Source organism: Nonomuraea sp. NPDC049400, assembly GCF_044466425.1.
Taxonomy (GTDB): Bacteria; Actinomycetota; Actinomycetes; order Streptosporangiales; family Streptosporangiaceae; genus Nonomuraea.
Genome location: NZ_JBITMP010000017.1, coordinates 1 through 18,496 on the forward strand (window position 1 = coordinate 1; position 18,496 = coordinate 18,496).

Below are 18,496 nucleotides of genomic sequence, written 5' to 3' on the forward strand. Positions count from 1 at the left end.
CGGGCCAGCTGCGCCTGCGCGATGACCGAGCCGGGCAGCAGCGTCCCGGACAGGATCAGCTCCTTGACGCGGAGGTACGCGAAGTCCGCCTTGGTGGAGTAGAGCTCGGGCGCTGATTCGCTCATCGCTGTCCTGTCTCGTCGGTGACTGTTATAACCTACACCGCCGCCCCGTCCAGACGACAAGAGCTCGGGCTACCTGCAGCTATGTCATGGAGGCTGCTATAAGGCGTCCATGAGGCTGGCCGCGTTACATTCCGGAAACGAAGGCTTGACGCCATAGATTATAACGAAGCAAAGTGTGCGGCATCGCAGGCGACGCTGGTCGGTCTCGCCTGGTCTAGGAGGAAGCACATGACCACCTTCCACCCCACCTTCCGCGCCCTCGGCGTCGCCGTACTCGCGCTCGGCCTGCTCACGGCCTGTGGCGGAGGTGGCGAGGCGGCGAAAGAGCCGCCGCCGAACTCGATCGCGACGGGACAGGCCCCGTCCTACTACCCGGGCGAGTACGCCCAGCTCATCGAGGCGTCCAAGAAGGAGGGCGGCACCCTCACCATCTACTCCAACACCGACCAGGAGAACTGGGCGCCGATCTTCCGGGACTTCGGGAAGAAGTACCCCTGGGTGACGAAGATCGCGGCCAACAACCTGGACAGCGACGAGGTGTTCCAGCGGGTGCTCAGCGAGCAGGCCACCGGCAACTCCCCGGCCGACCTGGTCGTGTCGAACGCCGCCCAGGCATGGGCCGACTTCGCCGCTCGGCCGGGAACCCTGTCGGAGTACGCCTCACCGGAGAAGGGCAAGCTGCCGGACTTCGGCGAGCTGCTGCCCAACGTGTACGCCATGTCGGTCGACCCGTTGTCGATCGCGTACAACACCTCGCTGCTGCCCGAGAAGCCGACCGGGCTGAAGAGCCTGGCGGCGATCCTGGCCAAGGACCCCGCCCAGTACAAGGGCAAGATCACCACGCGGGACGTGAGCGGCGCGTTCGGCTTCACCGTCTCGCACGCCTTCGCCGAGGCCCGCCCGGACTCGTGGACCTCGCTGCAGTCGGTGCTGCCGCTGGCCAGGCCGGAGACGTCGTCCGGCACCCAGCTGGAGAAGATCACCTCGGGCGAGTACGTGGCCGGCTTCTTCGTCAGCGCCGCCCCGGCGTACCCGGTGGTGGACAAGAGCGGCGGCCTGCTGGCGATCTCTTTCCTCGATGACGGCACGGTCGTGCTGCCGCGCGGCATCGGCATCGCCGCCAAGGCGCCGCATCCGGCGACCTCGAAGCTGTTCGTGGACTTCGTGCTGTCGCAGGAGGGCCAGCGGGCGGTGGCTGAAGGCGGGCTCACCTCCTACCGCGAGGGCATCGCGACCGGCGACGGGCTGCACACCTACCAGGAGCTGGTGCAGTCCGTGGGCCAGGCCAACGTGATCATCGCCAAGTACGCGAAGGTCCCCGACGCCGAGGTCAAGTCCTTCACCGACAAGTGGAACGGCCTGCTCGGCCGCTGAGAGGAACACGATGACCACCCTTTCCCCGCCGCGTCCGCCGGCGCATCCCCCGCCGCGCTACCGCAGGCCGCTGGGGCTGGCCAGGGAGAGCTGGCTGCAGTACGGCGTGCTGCTCCTGCTGGCCGTCCTGGTGCTGGCGCCGGTCGTCCCGACGCTGTACCAGTCCTTCCTCGACCGCCCCCTGTACGAGGCGGGCGGCGTGCTCGGCGCCGGCAACTACGTGCGGCTGTTCACCGAGGCGGGCTTCGGCCGCGTCGTGCTCAACACGGCGCTGTTCGCCGGGCTGACCACCGTGCTCAGCCTGCTCATCGCGGTGCCGATGGCGGTGGTCGTGGTGCGCACCAAGCTGCCCGGCGGGAGGGTGTTCGCCGCCGCCATGCAGTGGCCGTTCTTCATCTCCTCGCTCATCCTCGGCTTCGGCTGGATCACCATGTACGGCCCGGCCGGGTTCGTCAGCGTCGAGATACGCCGGATCCTCGGCTTCCTGCCGTGGAACCTGTACTCGATCCCCGGCATGGCCCTCACCGAGGCGGTGGCGCTGGCCCCCATCGCCTACACCTTCTGCGCCAACGCGCTGCGCCAGAGCGACGCCTCGCTGGAGGCCGCGGCCCAGGTGTGCGGGGCCGGGCCGCTGCGGGTCCTGCGTTCGGTGCTCCTGCCGCTGCTGCGCCCGCCCGTCGTCTACAGCTCGATCCTGGTGATCAGCATGTCGGTCGAGACGCTGAGCGTGCCGCTGCTGTTCGGCCAGCCGGTCGGCATCGACGTCTTCTCCACTTTCCTCTACCGCAACGGCCTGCAGTCCATCAATCCGGACTCCGGGGTGCTGGGCGCGGCGTCGGCGATCATCCTGGCGGTCACCGTCGGCCTGGTCGCGATGCAGGCCAAGCTGCTGAAGAATGCCCAGCGGTTCGTCTCGGTGCGTGGCAAGGCCACCCGGCCGCGTCCCCTGGACCTGGGGTGGCTGAAGTGGGTGAGCGTGGCCGCCGTCGCCTGCTACGTGGTGATGGGCGCGCTGGTGCCCATCGGCGGGCTGGTCTTCCGCTCCTTCACCCAGGTGTTCACGCCGCTGCAGTCGCCGTTCAAGACCCTCACCGGCGACAACTACGAGCGGATCTTCACCTATCCCGTGTACGTGCAGTCCATCGTCAACAGCCTGCTCGTTGCGGCGGTCGGCGCCGTCCTGGTCAGCGCGCTGTCGCTGCTGGCGGTCATGGTGGCCAGGCGCTCGAGCTTCCGCTTCGCCCGCGCGGTGGAATATCTGGCGCTCGCCCCGCAGGCGATGCCCGGCATCATCGTCGGCATCGGCCTGTTCTGGGCGCTGGCCTTCGCGCCCTTCGGGCTCGGCACCCTGATTCAGGGCACGCTGTGGGCGCTGATCATCGGGTTCGGGCTGCGCGCGCTGCCCAGCGGCTTCGGCTCGATCTCACCGTCGATCATGCAGATCGGCCGCGAGCTCGACAACGCCGCCCGGGTGTCCGGGGCCGACTGGGTGCGCACCTTCACCCGCATCCTGGCGGCGCTGCTGCGGCCGGCCTTCGCCGGGGCGCTGATCCTGACGTTCGTGACGCTGCTCAAGGAGTACTCCCCCGCGGTGTTCCTGGCCTCGGCGGACTCCAACATCATCGGCACCACCATGCTCGAACTGTGGGTGCAGGGCAACACCGGCTCCGTGGCCGCGCTGGCCAGCCTGCAGATCGCCATCACGGCGACGTTCGTCGGGCTCGCCGGACTACTTCTCAAGGGACGTAACGATGCCTGAGGTCAAGGTCGCCAACCTGTCCAAGCAGTTCGGGGAGAACGCCGTCCTGCACGACGTCACCTTCACCGTCGCCGACGGCGAGTTCTTCACGCTGCTCGGCCCCAGTGGCTGCGGGAAGTCCACCACCCTGGCCTGCATCGCCGGCCTGGAGCGGCCAACCGGCGGCAGCGTCGCGGTCGGGGAGCACACGTTCGTCGACGCGGGCACGTTCGTGCCGCCCGAGGGCCGCAACCTCGGGATGGTTTTCCAGTCGTACGCGCTGTGGCCGCACATGACCGTGGCCCAGAACCTGGCCATGCCGCTCAAGATCCGCAAGGTCGACCGGCGCGAGCAGGACGTGCTCATCACCGAGGCGCTCGGCAAGGTGGGCCTGGCCGAGCTGAAGGACCGCTACCCGCACCAGCTGTCCGGCGGCCAGCAGCAGCGCGTCGCGCTCGCCCGCGCCCTGGTCTACTCCCCCAGCGTGCTGCTGCTTGACGAGCCGCTGTCCAACCTCGACGCGCAACTGCGCGAGCAGGCCCGCGCCTGGCTCAAGCGGCTGCAGACCGACCTCGGCATCACCACCGTGTACGTCACCCACGACCAGGAAGAGGCCCTGGCCCTGAGCGACCGCATCGCGGTGATGTCCAAGGGCGACATGGTGCAGATCGGCACCCCGAAAGACATCTACGAGAGGCCCGCCACCGCCGAGGTGGCCGCCTTCGTCGGCCGCTGCAACTTCCTCACCGGCACGACGACCGGCCCGGCGCAGGTGCGGCTGGACTGCACCGGGCAGACCATCACCGTTCCGGACGCCGCGCCGGACCGGCGCGTCACCGTGGCCGTCCGCCCAGAACGGCTGGAGATCCTCCCGCCCGGCCGCAGCGCCCCCGCCGGCGTGAACGTGCTCACCGCCGAGGTGCTCACCAGTTCCTACGTCGGCTCCCGCCACGAGTACGGCCTGCGCCTGGGCGAGCACGTCATCCAGGCTGAGACCACCCGTTCCGGGCTGACCGGCGAGGTCACGCTCATCGTCGAGCCCGCCGCCTGCCTGCTCTACCCGACCACCGACGCCCTGCCCGAGGACGTCGAAGCACTCGTAAGGACGTAAATTTCGTGACTTCCTACCGTCTTGGCGTACTCGAAGGCGACGGCATCGGCCCCGAGATCGTCCCCGCGTCCGTCGTGGTCCTGGACGCCGCGCTCGCCGCCGCCGGCGCCGCCCCCGTCGACTGGGTGGAGCTGCCGCTGGGCGCCTCGGCCATCGACACCCACGGCGACGCCGTGCCGGAATCGACGCTGACCGCTCTGGAAGGGCTGGACGCCTGGCTGCTCGGCCCGCACGACAGCGCCGCCTACCCCGAGCCGCACCGCTCCAAGCTCAACCCCAGCGGCACCATCCGCAAGCACTTCGACCTGTTCGCCAACATCCGCCCGGCCAAGTCCTTCGACGGCGCCGACGCCGTCGTCCCCGGCACCGACCTGGTCATCGTCCGGGAGAACACCCAGGGCTTCTACGCCGACCGCAGCACCTACAGAGGCAGCGGCGAGTTCATGCCCACTCCCGACGTGGCCATCGCCATGGGCATCATCACCCGGCCCGCGGTCGAGCGGATCGCCGTCGAGGCCTTCGAGCTCGCCTCCCGCAGGCGCGGCAAGCTCACGATCGTCCACAAGGCCAACGTGCTGAAACTGACCACCGGCATGTTCCGCGACGTCTGCCGCGAGGTCGCCGCCCGCTACCCGGAGGTGACCGTGGACGACTTCCACATCGACGCGATGACCGTCCACCTGGTGCGGCGGGCGAACGACTTCGACGTGATCGTCACCGAGAACATGTTCGGCGACATCCTGTCCGACCTGGCCGGCGAGATCGCCGGATCGCTCGGCATCGCCCCGTCCATCAACGCCTCCCACGAGCGCGCCATGGCCCAGGCCGCCCACGGCTCCGCACCCGACATCGCCGGGCAGGACCTGGCCAACCCCATCGCGATGATCCTCTCCAGCGCCATGCTGCTCGACTGGCTCGGCGCCCGCCACCAGGACCCGGCCCTGGCCCGGGCCGCCACCCTGATCGAGGCCGCGGTCGCCGACACCGTCCGGGCCGGCACCCGCACCCGTGACATGGGCGGCACGGCGGGCACCCGGGCGTTCGCCGAGGCCGTCGCCGCCGGTGTGAAGCGATGAACCCGACGGTCGCGGTCGTCAACGCCACCCCCGCCTCCATCCAGCCCGCCGCCGACGGGCTCGGCGAAGGGTTTCCCGAGGCCACGGCCTGGCACCTCCTGGACGACCGGCTCGTCACCGAGGCCGACGCGGCCGGCGGCATGACACCCGCGCTGACGCGCCGCATGCTCGCCCTCATCGACTACGCGGTCCGCGGCGGCGCCGACGCGGTGCTGCTGTCCTGCTCGATGTACGGCCCGGTCGCCGGGCTCGCGCGGCGGTTGCACGAGGTGCCGGTGACGGGCTCGGACGAGGCCATGTTCGCCGAAGTCGCCCGGCGGCGGCCCGGCACCGTGCTCGTGCTCGGCTCGCTCGACTCCGCCGCGGCGGACTCGGCCCGGCGGCTCAAGGAGGTGGCGGACGGCGTCGAGGTGCGTGCGGTCTCGGCGCCTGGAGCCGCGGCCGCGGCCGCCGCCCACGACTGGCCGGGCCTGACGGACGCGCTCGCGCGGGCCGCCGTGCCCGGCCTCGGCGGCGTCGAGGTGGTCCTGCTCGGGCAGTACTCGATCAGCCCGGTGCGCGCCGAACTGGCCGACCGGCTCGGCCTGCCGGTGCTGAGCCCGCCGCTCGCGGCGGCCAGGGCGTTGCGCGAGGCGCTGGCATGAGCATCCCTCCCACCGAGCTGGTCTCCTTCGGGGTCGCGGTCCTGACCTCACTCGGCGTCCCCGGACCCGACGCGCGGCTCGTGGCCGACAGCCTGGTCACGGCCGACATGTGGGGGCACCCCTCGCACGGCATGCTGCGCCTGGAGTGGTACGCCGACCGCCTGCGGTCCGGCGCCATGCGCCCGCTGACCGAGGTGGCGACCATGATCGACGGCGGCGCGGTCGCCGTCCTCGACGGGGAGGACGGCGTGGGCCAGGTCGTCACCGCCCACGCGGCCCGCGACGCCGTACGCCGCGCGGGCGAGCACGGGGTCGGCATCGTCGCGGTACGCAACAGCAACCACTTCGGCACCGCCGCGTACTTCACCCGCATGATCGCCGCCGAGGGCTGCGTCGCCCTGCTGACCACCAACGGCAGCCCGGCCATGGCCCCGTGGGGCGGCCGGGAGAAGAGCGTGGGCGCCAACCCGTGGTCCATCGCGGTCCCCGGCGGCCGGCGCGGCCCCGTCGTGCTCGACCTCGCCAACACCACGGTCGCCCGCGGCAAGATCTACGCCGCCCTGGAGCGAGGGGAGCCCATCCCGCTGGGATGGGCCCAGTCGGCGGACGGCACTCCCACCACGGACCCGCGGCAGGCCATCGACGGCCTCATCCTGCCCATGGCCGGACACAAGGGGTACGGCATCGCGTTCATGATGGACGTGTTGTCCGGTGTGCTGACCGGCAGCTCGTACGCCACCGACGTGGCCGGCCCGTACGTCCCCGACCGGCGCAGTGGCTGCGGCCACCTGCTGCTCGCGCTCCGCCTCGACGCCGTGGCCGACCCCGCCGACTACGCCCGCCGCCTGGATGACCTCATCGGCCGCACCAAGGCGGTGCCACTCGCACCCGGCTGCGCGGAGATCTTCTATCCCGGCGAGATCGAGGACCGCAACGCGGCCGAGGCCGCACTCACCGGGGTGGGGCTGCCCGGCAAGACCCTGCGCGGCCTGCGACGGCTGGCCCAAGAGTGCTCGATCCCCGTGCCGGAGTGGATGGCCGCATGTCCGTCGTGACCGTGCACCCGCGGGTGCGCCGCGACCGCGTGGCCGAGCACCGCAACATCTTCTGCCGCCCCGTCTCGCTGCAAGGGCAGGACACGTGACCGACTACCTCACGGTGGGATCCCGCCGGTACCGCATCCACACCATCGACGCGCCCGCGCGCCTGCCGTACAGCCTGCGCATCATGCTGGAGAACCTGCTCCGGCACGCCGCACCCGCCGAGCAGGTGCGGGCGCTGACCGGTTGGCAGCCGCACGCCGGCCGGACCGCCGCCGTGGACCTGCATCCCGCTCGGGTGTTCCTGCACGACACCAACGGGGTGCCCGTGCTGGCCGATCTTGCCGCCATGCGGGACGCCATGGCGGCACTCGGCGGCGACCCCGCCCGGGTCAACCCGGCCATCCCCGCGGAGCTGGTCGTCGACCACTCGATCATCGCCGACGTCTTCGGCCGCCCCGACGCCCTGGCCCGCAACGCCGACCTGGAGTACGAGCGCAACGCCGAGCGCTACCGCTTCCTGCGCTGGGGCCAGGCCTCGCTGCGGGGCTTCACCGTGGTGCCGCCGGGCAAGGGCATCATGCACCAGATCAACGTGGAGTACCTGGCCCGCGTGATCATGCTGAACGGCGACGAGGCTTACCCGGATCTGTGCCTGGGCACCGACTCGCACACCACCATGGTCAACGGGCTCGGCACGCTCGGCTGGGGCATCGGCGGCATCGAAGCCGAGGCGGCCATGCTGGGCCAGTCGGTGTCCATCCTCGTCCCTGACGTGGTGGGCGTGCGCCTGCACGGCGAGCTCCCGGTCGCGGCCACCGCGACCGACCTCGTGCTGACCCTCACCGAGCTGCTGCGCGACCACGGCGTGGTCGGCAAGATCGTCGAGTTCCACGGGCCCGGCGTCACCGCGCTGCCGGTCACCGACCGGGTGACGATCTCCAACATGAGCCCCGAGTTCGGCTCCACCGCCGCGCTGTTCCCCATCGACGCCGAGACCGTCCGCTACCTGCGCTTCACCGGCCGCTCCGCCGACCACGCCGACCTGGTCGAGGCCTACGCGAAGGCGCAGGGCCTGTGGCACGAGCCGGACGCGTCGCCCGCCTACACCGCCGAGCTCGACCTCGACCTGGCCGCCGTCGTCCCGTCCATCGCCGGCCCGCGCCGCCCCCAGGACCGCATTCCTTTGGAGGGGGTGAAGGCCGCCTTCCGCGCGCAGGCCCATCTGCCCGCGCGCGCCCGCCTCGGTGACAGCGGCCAGGAGATCGGGCACGGCGCCGTCGCCGTCGCCGCCATCACCTCCTGCACCAACACCTCCAACCCCTCGGTCATGGTCGCCGCCGGGCTGCTCGCCAAGAAGGCCGCCGAGCGCGGGCTGCGTGCCAAGCCATGGGTGAAGACCACCCTTTCTCCCGGTTCGCGCGTCGTCATGGACTACTACGGCGCAGCGGGCCTGACGCCGTACCTGGAGCGCCTGGGCTTCACCCTGGCCGGGTTCGGCTGCATGACCTGCATCGGCGCCTCAGGACCGCTCGTCGAGGAGGTGTCGAAGGCCGTGGCCGAGCACGATCTCGACGTCGCGGCGGTCCTGTCCGGCAACCGCAACTTCGAAGGCCGGATCCAGCCCGACGTCCGCTCCAACTACCTCGCCTCGCCCCCGCTCGTCGTCGCCTATGCCATCGCCGGCACCATGGACCTCGACCTCACCACCGAACCTCTCGGCACCGACCCCAGCGGTGACCCTGTCTACCTGCGTGACCTCTGGCCCGCCCCCGAGGAGGTGGGCGCGGTCATCGAGCAGGTGATCAGGCCGGAGATGTTCGCCCGCGCCTATGCCGACGTCCTCGACGGCGACCGGCGCTGGCAGCGCCTGGACGTCTCCAGCTCCGCCACCTACCCCTGGGACCCCGACTCCACCTACGTGCGCCGCGCCCCCTACCTCGACGGCATGTCGCCCGAGCCGCCGCCCGTCACCGACATCACCGGCGCCCGCGTCCTGGTCAAGCTGGGCGACTTCATCACCACCGACCACATCTCACCGGCCGGGGCCATCCTCCCGGCCAGCACCGCCGGCCGCTACCTCACCGGCCTCGGCGTACCACGCCACCAGCTCAACACGTACGCCTCCCGCCGCGGCAACCACGAGGTCATGATGCGCGGCGCCTTCGCCAACCTCCGCCTGCGCAACCAGCTCGCCCCCCGCACCGAGGGCGGTCTGACCCCGAACCTCCTGGACGGCGGCACGATCACCAGCGTGTACGAGGCCGCCCGCGCCTACCAGGAGGCCGCGGTACCGGCCGTGGTGCTGGCCGGGGAGGGCTATGGCGCGGGTTCCTCCCGTGACTGGGCCGCCAAGGGACCCGCGCTGCTCGGCGTGAGAGCCGTCATCGCCAAGTCGTTCGAACGCATCCACCGCGCCAACCTGGTCGGCATGGGCATCCTGCCGCTGCAGTTCCTCCCCGGCCAGGGCGCGGACGAGCTCGGGCTCACCGGCCGGGAAGTCATCAGCGTCACCGGCCTCGCCACGCCCGGTGGAGCACACCTCCCGCCCACCGTGACCGTCACCGCCGGCGCCGTCACCTTCCAGGCCCGTCTCCGCCTCGACACGCCTCGCGAGGCCGACTACTACCGGCACGGCGGAATCATGCCTTTTGTCCTGCGCGGCCTGCTCGCGGGTCCGTCCAGCTGACAGGCGCCGTTCCGGCGTGACGGCCCCCGGACATGCGAAACGGCCTCTACCTTGCGGCATAACCGCAGGTAGAGGCCGTGTTCGAGATCTAGGCGGACATCTTCTTCTTGAGGTTCTCGTCCAGCGCCGCCAGGAAGTCCTGGGTGGTGAGCCACTTGGCGTCGCCGCCGACCAGGAGCGCCAGGTCCTTGGTCATCTGGCCGCCCTCGACGGTCTCGACGCAGACCTCCTCCAGCTTGTTCGCGAATTCGGTCACGGCGGGGGTGTTGTCGAGCTTGCCCCGGTGGGCCAGGCCGCGCGTCCACGCGAAGATCGAGGCGATCGGGTTGGTGGAGGTGGGGTTGCCCTTCTGGTGCTCGCGGTAGTGGCGCGTCACGGTGCCGTGCGCGGCCTCGGCCTCGACGGTCCTGCCGTCGGGGGTCATCAGGACCGAGGTCATCAGGCCGAGCGAGCCGAAGCCCTGCGCCACCGTGTCGGACTGGACGTCGCCGTCGTAGTTCTTCGCGGCCCAGACGTAGCCGCCCTCCCACTTGAGCGCCGCGGCGACCATGTCGTCGATGAGGCGGTGCTCGTACGTGAGGCCGGCCTTGTCGAACTCGTCCTTGAACTCGGTCTCGAAGACCTCGGCGAAGATGTCCTTGAAGCGGCCGTCGTACGCCTTGAGGATCGTGTTCTTCGTGGAGAGGTAGACCGGGTAGTTGCGGGCCAGGCCGTAGCGCATGGAGGCGCGGGCGAAGTCGCGGATCGACTCGTCCAGGTTGTACATCGCCATCGCGATGCCGCTGCCGGGGAAGTCGTACACGTCGAGCTCGATCGGCTCGGAGCCGTCCTTCGGCGTGAACGTGAGGGTCAGCGTGCCCTCGCCCGGGATCTTCAGGTCGGTGGCGCGGTACTGGTCGCCGAACGCGTGACGGCCGACCACGATGGGCTTGGTCCAGCCGGGGACGAGGCGCGGCACGTTGGACATGATGATCGGCTCGCGGAAGATGACGCCGCCGAGGATGTTGCGGATGGTCCCGTTGGGGGACTTCCACATCTTCTTGAGGCCGAACTCCTCGACCCGCGCCTCGTCCGGGGTGATGGTGGCGCATTTCACACCGACGCCGTACTTCTTGATGGCGTTGGCGGCGTCGATGGTGACCTGGTCGTCCGTGGCGTCACGGTGCTCGATGCCGAGGTCGTAGTACTTCAGGTCGACGTCGAGGTAGGGAAGGATCAGCTGGTCCTTGATGAACTGCCAGATGATCCGGGTCATCTCGTCGCCGTCAAGCTCGACGACCGGACCCTCCACCTTGATCTTGGGCATGCGAATGGTTCCCCTTCAATGAATTGATGCGTTGAGGCTATCGGACCGTCCGGTCAACGGGCGAAAAGGGACAGGATCAGCGCCTTGAGCTCGTTGTTGTAAAGCAAGAGCGAGGTCAGGACCAGCACGAACCCAAACCCGGCAAGCGTGATGACGTCGGCCCTCTTGCTGCGTACGGACAGGTCCCCGTTGTACCCGGCGAAGCGGAGAGCGGCGGCCATCATGATCACGCCGCCCAGCACGAACCCGCCCAAGTTCAGGTCCCAGAGAAGGATCACGAGCACGCCGATGACCGCACCCGCCAGGATCAGCGGGTACGGTCCCCAGCTCTCGCGCTCAGTCCGATGATCGCTCAACGCTCATCACTATCGCTCGTCGACCGGCTTCCACTTCTGATCGGTCTCCCCGATGTACTCACTGTCGGGCCGGATCAGCCTATTGTCCGCGTGCTGCTCGATGACGTGGGCCGTCCAGCCGGACATCCGGCTGACCGAGAAGACCGGCGTGAACAGGTCCGTCGGGATGCCGAGATAGTGGTAGACCGAAGCCGCGTAGAAGTCGACGTTCGGATAGAGGCCCTTGGTCTCGAAGACGACCTCCTCCATTTCCTTGGACATCCGATAGTAGGTGTCGTCGCCGCGGGCCTCAGCCAGTTCGGCGGACATCCTGCGCAGGTGGGTAGCGCGGGGATCCTCGGTCTTGTAGACGCGGTGGCCGAAGCCCATGATCTTCTCGTGGGCCGCGAGCTTGTCGCGTACGGTCTGGGCCACCTGGCCCGGCGGGATCGACTCCAGCGTCTTCATGACCTGCTCGTTCGCGCCGCCGTGCAGCGGGCCCTTGAGGGTGCCGATGGCCGCGACGATCGCGGAGTGCATGTCGGAGAGGGTCGCGGCGCAGACGCGGGCGGCGAACGTGGAGGCGTTCATGGTGTGGTCGGCGTGGAGCACCAGGCACTCGTCGAAGATCTCGACCTCACGGGGGTCGGGGACGCGGCCGGTGATCTCGTGCAGGAAGTTCGCGGCGATGCTCAGGGAGGGGTCCGGCTCGGGGACGCTGCCGCCGGTGCGGGCGGCGTGGTAGCGGGCCACCAGAAGGGGTTGCTGCGCGGTCAGCCGGGCCGCCTTGCGCAGGTTGGCGTCAGGGGCGATGGAGTCCTTGTCGGGGTCGTCCGCGCCGGAGAGCGACACCAGCGAGCGCAGCGCCTCCATGGGTTTCTGTTTCTCGGCGATCTCGGCGATGTTCGCGGAGACGAGGGCGCCCAGCTCCCGGCCCTGCGCCAGCTCCTCGCCGTAGGCGTCGAGCTGGGACCGGTTGGGCAGCTTGCCGCGCTGCAGCAGGTGTGCGGTCTCCTCGAACGTCGCGCGGCCGGCCAGGTCGTGGATGTCGTATCCACGGTAGAAGAGGCGACCGGCCTTTCCGTCAATGTCGCTCAGCGCTGTGGACGCCGCTACGACATCGGCCAGACCTTTCGTGGGCTTGTCCGCCATGAGTGGTTCCTCCGCTTATCTTCGACCGAAGTCTACCCGTGAGCAGGCAAAACCGGCCGCAAAGGTCCAGACCAATTTCACGCCGGATTCTCCTTTCAGCAAAGGCGATTCCGCATCCCCTCGTTTGGGTAAGCCGGAGCTGTAGTAATAGTTACGGCGGGCTACCTGGGGAGGAACTGCCGTGCCCAGGTGGAGGCGTGCCGTTCATACGCTGCCTCACAAGGGGAGGAACCGCCAGTGGAGGGGCCGTTCATACGCATCGAGGACACTGGCGAGGTGGTCCCGTTGCGCCCCGAGATCACGACGGTCGGGAGGGGCCGGGGAGTCGACATTCGGCTCACCGATCCCAGCGTGTCCCGGCTCCATGCCGAGTTCGTCAGACGAGGACCCTACCTGTACGTCGTCGACCTGGGCCTGTCCAGGAACGGCACGCGGGTGAACGGCAGGCCGATCGCCCGGAGGGTTCTTGACGACGGCGACGTCGTCTCGTTCGGCGCGGCGCGGGGTCGCATCGGTGGAGTCCCCCGTGAGGACTTCACCCCCGAGGTCGAGCTGCGCAGGGCGGCGGCGCCCGAGCTGACCAGGCGCGAGGTCGACGTGCTGACCTCGCTCTGCAGGCCGGCGCTGTCGGATGAGGCGTTCGTCGCTCCGGCGACCGCACGCGAGATCGCCGACGACCTGGTCGTGACCGAGGCCGCGGTCAAGCAGCATCTGCTGCGGCTCTACCAGAAGTTCAGGATCCCCGAGGGCACCAACCGGCGCACACGCCTCGCCAACGAGGTCGTCGCGCTCGGTCTGGTACGCCCGACCCCCGTGGTGCCACCACAGCGGTCGTCGGGCGCCTCGACCGAGCAGCCATCGGCGGCTGGGCGAAGGGCATCCTGAAGAGGCTTCTTCTAGGGACGGCTCTTGGGGCCTGATCGCGACCGGGGCTTCGGCGAGGGGTTCCGGCAGCGTCGGAACCTGAGTGTCGACGTGCCCGCGACCACGGGAAGCGGGCACGTCGCCGGCCGGGAGACCCGGCCGGCGACCCGCGTCGGCGCAGCACGCCCTCAGATCACTCTGAAGCCGTTGCTCGGCTTGCTGGTCCGGTTGGCCCGGTCCACCGCCACCACGTAGTAGTGGTCGCCGCGCTTGCCGTCCGGGTCCGTCCAGCGGATCTGCCGGTCGCCGGGCACGATCGCGACGAGGTCGCGCGCGTCGGCGAACGCCTCCGGCGAGGCGTGCCCGTCGAAGCGGAAGATCGCGAGCAGGAACGGCTCGTCCCTGCCGGTGGCCACGGCCCGTACCTCGACCCCGCCGGAGCGGCGCAGCGCGTACGCCAGCACGGGCCGGCGCGGCGGCTCGCCGTCCGCCAGTCTGGGCAGCACGGGAGCGAGCGCCGGTCGCTGGTAGTGGTCCTTGACGGCGGTGGTGATGGAGCCGATCCTGTCGACCTTGACGTCGTTGGCGTTGTACCAGATGTCGCCGCCGATCTCAGGGTGGTTCCTGTTCAGCGTCAGATGGCTGGACAGCTCGCCGGGGGCCTGCCACTGGGCCGCCTGCGCCGGGTCGCCCGCCTTGTAGGCGGCCTGGCCGATCCACAGCAGGGTCTTCGTGCCGCTCGCCACGTCCGACCACCAGGGGACGAGCTTGGAGTAGTCGGCCGGCGGCTGCCCGATGTACCAGTAGAGCTGCGGCGCGATGTAGTCGAGCCAGCCCTTCTTGACCCAGCCGCGGGTGTCGGCGTGCAGGTTGTCGTACGACTGGCCGCCGTTGGTCTCCGAGCCGAGCGGGTCGGTGGCCTTGTTGCGCCAGATGCCCGACGGGCTGATGCCCCACGCGATGTCCGGCTTGGCGGCAAGGACCCGCTGCTGCATCTCCTGGACCATGAGGTCGACGTTGTTGCGCCGCCAGGAGGCCAGGTCGGGGAAGCCCGCGCCGTGCTTGGCGAACGTGGCGCTGTCGTCGAAGGCCGTGGTGTTGGTCGGGTAGAAGTAGTCGTCGAAGTGCAGGCCGTCGATGTCGTAGCGGGTGACCGCGTCCATCATCGCGTCCTGGCAGAACTTCCGCACCTCAGGCAGGCCCGGGTTGTAGTAGAGCTTGCCGCCGAACGGCAGGATCCAGTCGGGGTGCTTGCGCCCGGGGTGGTCGGGGTGCAGCTTGGCGGGGTCGGGCTGCATCGAGACGCGGTACGGGTTGAACCAGGCGTGGAAGGCCAGCCCGCGCTTGTGCGTCTCCTCCACGGCGAACCCGAGCGGGTCGTAGCCGGGGTCCTGCCCTTGGGTGCCGGTCAGGTACTGTGACCAGGGCTCGAAGGGCGATGGCCAGAACGCGTCCGCGGTCGGTCTGATCTGCACGAACACCGAGTTGAGCTTGCGCTGCACGGCCACGTCGAGCCAGGCGATGAGCTCGGCTTTCTGCTGCTCGGCGGTCAGCCCCGGTTTCGAGGGCCAGTTGATGTTGACCACGGAGGCGATCCACATGCCGCGCATCTGGCGCAGCGGCGGAACATAGTCCGCCTGCGCTAACGCGGGCAGCGGGACGGCGGAGGCGGCGGCCGCGAGGGCGAGACCCTTGAGGAGAGTCCTTCTGCTGGGCATTGGGGGGTGGCCTCTCGAAAGTGGTTGTATCGAAGGCGACGATGACAGAAAATTACCTTCAGATCAACAACCGTGAAGGAAAATGCCGATGAGCGGTGACCTGTCCAGACTGGCGATGACCGTGCTGCATCCAGGGTACGAGGGGACCTCCGCTCTCGACTGGCTGCGACGCGCCCTGGGTGAAGGTCTCGGCGGGGTCGTCCTGTTCGCCCGCAACGCCATCGACGCACAGCTCGTACGGCATTTGCGCGCCGAGAATCCGGCCGCCGTCATCGCCATCGACGAGGAGGGCGGCACGGTCACCCGGCTGGAGGTCCTGGCCGGCAGCTCCTTTCCGGGCAACAGGGCGCTGGGCGTGGTGGACGACGTGGCCCTCACCGAGCGGGTGGGCCACCAGATCGGCAGGATGCTGGCGGAGCTGGACATCACGCTCAACTACGCACCCGACGCCGACGTGAACTCCAATCCGGCCAACCCGGTCATCGGCGTGCGCTCGTTCGGTCCGTCCCCCGATCTGGTGTCCCGCCACACGGTCGCGTACGTGAACGGGGTCCAGGGTGCGGGCGTGGCCGCGTGCGCCAAGCACTTCCCCGGCCACGGGGACACGGTCACCGACTCCCACCTGGCGCTGCCGACCGTACACGCCTCCCGCGAGGTGTTCTTCTCCCGCGACCTCCCGCCGTTCCGGGCTGCGATCGGCGCGGGGGTGCGCGCGGTCATGTCGGGCCACCTGCTCATTCCCGCTCTCGACCCGTCGCTGCCTGCGACGTTGAGCCGTACCGCGATGACCGAGCTCCTGAGGGGCGAGCTCGGCTTCGACGGGATGCTCGTCACCGACTCGATCGACATGCAGGCGGTGGCCGCCATGTTCCGCCCCGGCGAGATCGCGGTTAGAGCGCTGAACGCGGGGGTGGACGCCATCTGCGTGGGGCAGGGCTCCGAGGAGATCGTGTACGAGATGCGCGACGCGATCGTCGCCGCCGTGCGCTCCGGAGAGCTGTCCGAGGAGCGGCTCGCCGAGGCGGCGGCGCGGGTGCTCGCACTCTCGGAGTGGTACGGCGCGCAGGCGGCGCTGCGCGACAAGGCCAGGAGCGACGTGGACCGCGGTGTGGGCCTGGAGGCGGCCAAGGCGGCGCTGACCACCTCGGGCACCGCCACACTCGACCGCGGACCGCTGGTCGTCGAGGTCAACACCCGCCTCAACAAGGCCGTGGACCCCGCCACGCCGACGGGCATCACGGCGGCGCTGGCCACCCTCCTGCCGAACACAGCGTGCCTGCAGCTGGAGCCCGCGGGCGAACTGCCGGACCTCAAGAGCGACGCCCGGCCGATCGTGCTCGTGGTGCACGACGCCGCCCGGCACGACTGGGTACGCGAGACGGTGGCCAAGGCGCTGGCGATGCGGCCAGACGCGATCGTGGTGGACACCGGTGTCCCGGCGCCCCCGGGTGACGCCGTCCACGTGGCCACCCACGGGATCTCCCGCGTGTCCGCGCAGGCTGCGGCTGAATGGCTGACTCAGTGACCACCGAACCCGCCAACCCGGTCGCCGCCGTGCGTGCCGTGCTGCCGTCGCTCACGCCGGCGGCGCAGGCCATCGCCCGCATCATCCTGGACGATCCCGGGCTGGTGGTACGGAGCACGATCACCGAGTTCAGCGGGGTCTCAGGGACGAGCGAGGCCACCATCGTCCGGACCGCTCGCGCGCTGGGCTTCTCGGGGTACTCGCAGATGCGCTTCGCGCTGGCGGCGGCCGTGGCCAAGGAGCCGGAACGGCTCGTGCCCGGCGACCTCGCGCCCGACGACCCGCTGACGGACGTGATCGCGAAGGTGGCCCGGGCCGAGTCCGAGGCGCTGGCCGACACCGCCGCGCAGCTCGATCCCGATCAGCTGGGCGACGTGGTGAAGGCCATCTCGGTGGCGCGTCGAGTGGACGTGTACGGCGTCGCGGCCTCGGGGCTCGTGGCGGCGGACATGTCGCAGAAGCTGCTGCGGATCGGGCTGTCGAGCCATCCGTTCAGCGATGCGCACCTGGCGCTGACCAGCGCCGCGCTGCTCCGGGAAGGGGACGTGGCGGTCGCGATCAGCTGCAGCGGGGAGACGCCCGACGTGCTGGTCCCCGCCCGCACAGCCGCCGAGACCGGGGCGCTGGTCGTGGCGATCACGAACAACCCGCGCTCCTCGCTGGCCGAACTGGCGGACCACACGCTGGTGTCGGCGGGCCGGGAGACGGCCTTCCGGCCCGGGGCGCTGGCCAGCCGGATCAGTCAGCTGCTGATCGTGGACTGCATCTTCGTGGGGCTGGCGCAGCAGACGTACGACGCTTCCGACGCCGCCATCCGCGCGACCCGCGACGCCACGGACCGCTACCGCAACCGCTGACCCTCCCGCCGCCGGTGGTTGCCGTCCTCTGGGAGAAGGCGGGCCGGTGGCCGGGCACGCGGCGGGTCGCGGGGGTCAGGCGCGGGTGACCGTCAGGGCGGCGAGGTCGGCTTCGATCTTGGCGGCCGTGCCCAGCAGCGGGGGAAGCAGGATGCGCCGGGCCGCCTGGAGGGTCGTGCGGCTGGCGTGGGTCGAGACGTTCAGCGCGGCCACCGTACGGCCGGACCGGTCGCGGATGGGCGCGGCGATCGACCGGAGCCCCTCCTCCAGCTCCTGATCCACCATCGCCCACCCCCGCTCGCGCACCCTGTCCAGCTCCGCGCGCAACGCCGCCGGCAGCACGATCGTGTGCGAGGTGAGACGGCGCAGCTCGGCCCGCTCCAGGTACGCGTCCAGTTCGGCCGGAGGGAGGGCGGCGAGCAGCACCCGCCCCATTGACGTGCAGTAGGCAGGGAACCTGGTCCCGATGCTGATCGTCACGCGCATGATCCGGGCCGTCGCCACCCGGGCCACGTAGACGACGTCCTCCCCGTCCAGCACCGCCACCGAGGCCGACTCGTGCACCTCGGCGGCGAGGCGTTCCAGGTGCGGATCGGCGACCTCGGGCAACGAGAGGCTCGACAGGTACGCGTACCCCAGCTCGAGCACCCTGGGCGTGAGCGCGAACAGCCGTCCGTCGCTGCGCACGTACCCCAGGTCCTCGAGCGTGAGCAGGAACCGCCGGGCCGCCGCCCTGCTGAGCCCGGTCGCGCGGGCCACCTGGCTGAGCGTCAGCTGGGGCTCCGTGGCGCTGAAGGCCCGAATCACCGCGAGCCCACGCGCCAGCGACTGCACGTGATCAACCATCGTGATCCCCTTGACATGGGCCGGTAAAGGCGTAAGTTCCGCGATACGGGGTTGTTCGGTCAGAGAATACATGTGCGCATCGCGAACAAATAGGAG

At 70.1% G+C, this 18,496-nt stretch carries 15 protein-coding genes; 10 read left to right on the top strand and 5 right to left on the bottom strand.

Features of this window, described 5'->3' with window-relative positions; translation table 11 throughout:
* The first annotated feature begins 353 nt into the window (after nt 1–353).
* The 7 genes from ACIBVN_RS26315 (at nt 354) to acnA (ending at nt 9,797) form a co-directional block, all read left to right on the top strand.
* Nucleotides 354–1,499 (top strand): ABC transporter substrate-binding protein, encoded by a 1,146-nt coding sequence (locus tag ACIBVN_RS26315; RefSeq protein ID WP_397140649.1) that lies wholly within the window; start codon nt 354–356, stop codon nt 1,497–1,499.
* 10 nt (nt 1,500–1,509) lie between these two features.
* The gene (locus ACIBVN_RS26320) at nt 1,510–3,258 is read left to right on the top strand and encodes an ABC transporter permease (protein WP_397140651.1); all 1,749 of its coding nucleotides are present in this window, start codon (nt 1,510–1,512) and stop codon (nt 3,256–3,258) included.
* Nucleotides 3,251–4,348 carry an ABC transporter ATP-binding protein gene (locus ACIBVN_RS26325; protein ID WP_397140653.1) on the top strand — a complete coding sequence of 366 codons (1,098 nt, stop codon included), beginning with the start codon at nt 3,251–3,253 and terminating at the stop codon, nt 4,346–4,348. The genes ACIBVN_RS26320 and ACIBVN_RS26325 overlap by 8 nt, the downstream gene beginning before the upstream one ends.
* A gap of 5 nt (nt 4,349–4,353) precedes the next feature.
* Nucleotides 4,354–5,424, top strand: a complete 1,071-nt coding sequence (locus ACIBVN_RS26330; RefSeq protein ID WP_397140655.1) for an isocitrate/isopropylmalate dehydrogenase family protein — start codon at nt 4,354–4,356, stop codon at nt 5,422–5,424.
* Entirely contained in the window at nt 5,421–6,068 is a 648-nt protein-coding gene (locus ACIBVN_RS26335) for an aspartate/glutamate racemase family protein (protein ID WP_397140657.1), read from the top strand. Before ACIBVN_RS26330 ends, ACIBVN_RS26335 begins: the two co-directional genes overlap by 4 nt.
* The gene (locus ACIBVN_RS26340; RefSeq protein ID WP_397140659.1) at nt 6,065–7,123 is read left to right on the top strand and encodes an Ldh family oxidoreductase; all 1,059 of its coding nucleotides are present in this window, start codon (nt 6,065–6,067) and stop codon (nt 7,121–7,123) included. Before ACIBVN_RS26335 ends, ACIBVN_RS26340 begins: the two co-directional genes overlap by 4 nt.
* Before the next feature lie 85 nt (nt 7,124–7,208).
* Nucleotides 7,209–9,797, top strand: a complete 2,589-nt coding sequence (gene acnA / locus ACIBVN_RS26345; RefSeq protein WP_397140661.1) for an aconitate hydratase AcnA — start codon at nt 7,209–7,211, stop codon at nt 9,795–9,797.
* Between the two features lie 88 nt (nt 9,798–9,885).
* Here the strand turns inward: acnA and ACIBVN_RS26350 are convergent, their stop codons facing one another.
* Genes ACIBVN_RS26350 through ACIBVN_RS26360 form a run of 3 tightly spaced genes read right to left on the bottom strand, consistent with a single transcriptional unit; the run spans nt 9,886 to nt 12,590 of the window.
* A complete protein-coding gene (locus tag ACIBVN_RS26350) occupies nt 9,886–11,103 on the bottom strand; it encodes an NADP-dependent isocitrate dehydrogenase (protein ID WP_397140663.1) in 1,218 nt (405 codons plus the stop codon).
* Nucleotides 11,104–11,156: 53 nt separating this feature from the next.
* A complete protein-coding gene (locus ACIBVN_RS26355) occupies nt 11,157–11,459 on the bottom strand; it encodes a DUF3017 domain-containing protein (RefSeq protein ID WP_397140665.1) in 303 nt (100 codons plus the stop codon).
* Nucleotides 11,460–11,468: 9 nt separating this feature from the next.
* Nucleotides 11,469–12,590: a citrate/2-methylcitrate synthase gene (locus tag ACIBVN_RS26360; protein WP_397140667.1), complete on the bottom strand. Its 1,122-nt coding sequence runs from the start codon at nt 12,588–12,590 to the stop codon at nt 11,469–11,471.
* A gap of 237 nt (nt 12,591–12,827) precedes the next feature.
* Here ACIBVN_RS26360 and ACIBVN_RS26365 point away from each other — a divergent pair, with 237 nt between their 5' ends.
* The gene (locus ACIBVN_RS26365) at nt 12,828–13,475 is read left to right on the top strand and encodes an FHA domain-containing protein (protein ID WP_106236302.1); all 648 of its coding nucleotides are present in this window, start codon (nt 12,828–12,830) and stop codon (nt 13,473–13,475) included.
* 167 nt (nt 13,476–13,642) lie between these two features.
* On the opposite strand, the gene ACIBVN_RS26370 is transcribed toward ACIBVN_RS26365, so the two are convergent.
* Complete coding sequence (locus tag ACIBVN_RS26370; RefSeq protein ID WP_397140670.1) at nt 13,643–15,172, bottom strand: glycoside hydrolase family 10 protein; 1,530 nt, start codon at nt 15,170–15,172, stop codon at nt 13,643–13,645.
* Between the two features lie 88 nt (nt 15,173–15,260).
* Between ACIBVN_RS26370 and ACIBVN_RS26375 the strand changes: the two genes are divergently transcribed.
* Both ACIBVN_RS26375 and ACIBVN_RS26380 read left to right on the top strand, forming a co-directional pair.
* Nucleotides 15,261–16,697 (top strand): glycoside hydrolase family 3 protein, encoded by a 1,437-nt coding sequence (locus ACIBVN_RS26375; RefSeq protein WP_397140672.1) that lies wholly within the window; start codon nt 15,261–15,263, stop codon nt 16,695–16,697.
* Entirely contained in the window at nt 16,682–17,554 is an 873-nt protein-coding gene (locus tag ACIBVN_RS26380) for a MurR/RpiR family transcriptional regulator (protein WP_397140674.1), read from the top strand. Before ACIBVN_RS26375 ends, ACIBVN_RS26380 begins: the two co-directional genes overlap by 16 nt.
* 75 nt (nt 17,555–17,629) lie before the next feature.
* Here ACIBVN_RS26380 and ACIBVN_RS26385 read toward each other — a convergent pair whose 3' ends face one another.
* Nucleotides 17,630–18,400 (bottom strand): IclR family transcriptional regulator, encoded by a 771-nt coding sequence (locus tag ACIBVN_RS26385; protein WP_397140677.1) that lies wholly within the window; start codon nt 18,398–18,400, stop codon nt 17,630–17,632.
* Nucleotides 18,401–18,496: the final 96 nt, after the last annotated feature.